1 protein-coding gene is annotated in these 1,521 nt (G+C 40.7%); it reads left to right on the top strand.

Annotated features, from left to right (window positions below; translation table 11 throughout):
- Positions 1 to 1,466, top strand: a 1,466-nt coding sequence (locus tag V7659_RS30960) for an NCS1 family nucleobase:cation symporter-1 (RefSeq protein WP_335543827.1), incomplete at its 5' end; no start/stop codon positions are given.
- Between the last annotated feature and the right edge of the window lie 55 nt (positions 1,467 to 1,521).

The following is a 1,521-nucleotide window of genomic DNA, read 5'->3' as shown; positions in this document are numbered from 1 at the left end:
TGAGTTCAAAAACTATCACTATTAGCAATCCAGACCCTTCATTATATAATGAAGATCTTGCGCCTATTCCAGATGAAAAGAGAACATGGGGCTGGGGTTCCTATTCCATGATCTGGATGGGAATGATTCATAATATTGTCTCCTACGAGCTTGCTGGAAGCCTAATAGCGATGGGTATGAGTGTATGGCAGGCATTGGGAGCTGTTATCCTTTCAAATATTGCATTGATCATTGCCATTTGGCTGAATAGTGCTGGTGGTGCGAAGTATGGATTACCTTTCCCCGTTTTGATTAGAGCTTCATTTGGCTATAAAGGAGCACATGTCCCGGTTCTAATTCGAGCATTTGTGGCTATTTTTTGGTTTGCCGTTCAGGCCTATGCGGGTAGTAAAGCTGTAGGAGCTGTAATAACGGTCATATATCCTAAATGGGTTTCACTTGGTGCACACACTTTCTTGGGAATGGGTCTAAATGATTGGATCTCTTTTGGGACGTTCTGGTTGCTTCATGCATGGGTCATTTCTCACGGAATGGAGCGTGTAAGACGGTTTGAAATGTGGGCCGGACCATTGGTTATTGTGTTGGGATTGGGGTTAGTTTATTGGGCAGTTAATGTGGCCGATGGCTTCGCTCCTCTTTTTTCAATAGAGTCTAAGTTGTCTGGCGGGGAGTTTTGGAAAAGCTTTTTCCTCTCTGTTACAGGAATGATAGGTGTATTGGCTACCTTAGTGTTAAACATCCCTGACCTAACCCGTTTTTCAAAAAGCCAAAAAGATCAAGTCATAGGCCAGGCAGTAGGTCTACCGATTATGATGACATTTTTTGCCTTTATGAGCATTATGATAACTGCCGGAACAATTATCGCTTTCGGCAAGCCAATAACTGATCCAGTTGAACTATTACTTCAATTCAAGGACCAGCCTATTGTAGTACTAATAGGTGCATTTGCCTTATTAATTGCTACACTGTCTGTTAACGTTGTAGCGAACGTTGTGTCACCGGCATATGATCTTATAAATTTGCTTCCTAGTAAACTTAATTTCGTGAAAGCAGGTATCATTTCCATCGTAATTGGTGTATTTTTTGCTCCATGGCTTTGGTTTAACAATGCTGCAACGATATTTAATATTGTGGGGGCAATCGGGGGAACATTAGGACCGGTGTCAGGAATCATGATAGTTGATTACTTCTTAATTCGGCGCAGTCAATATGATCTTAATAGTTTCTTCGTCAAGGAAGGACAATATACTTACCGAAACGGCTGGAACCTAAGAGCATTTGTTGCAATGGGAATAGGCGTAATTGTTGCCTTAATAGGCTTGGTAGTTCCTAGTCTCCAAACTCTTTATACCTATAACTGGTTTTTAGGGATAGCAGTAGGGGGAATTTCTTATCTAATCTTAATGAATTCAAAACAGAAACAGAATGTGTTGCGGCTTGTGGAGAAAAAGGTTTCAATTAAATAGATTTCTCTGACTTATAAAAATAAAAGTCTTCGCAAAAAAAGGTGCTGGCTCCAAA

The organism is Neobacillus drentensis (assembly GCF_036966985.1).
GTDB lineage: Bacteria > Bacillota > Bacilli > Bacillales > Cytobacillaceae > Neobacillus > Neobacillus drentensis_E.
The sequence above is the reverse complement of the archived record's forward strand: the minus strand, read 5'-3'. Positions and strand labels throughout refer to the sequence as shown.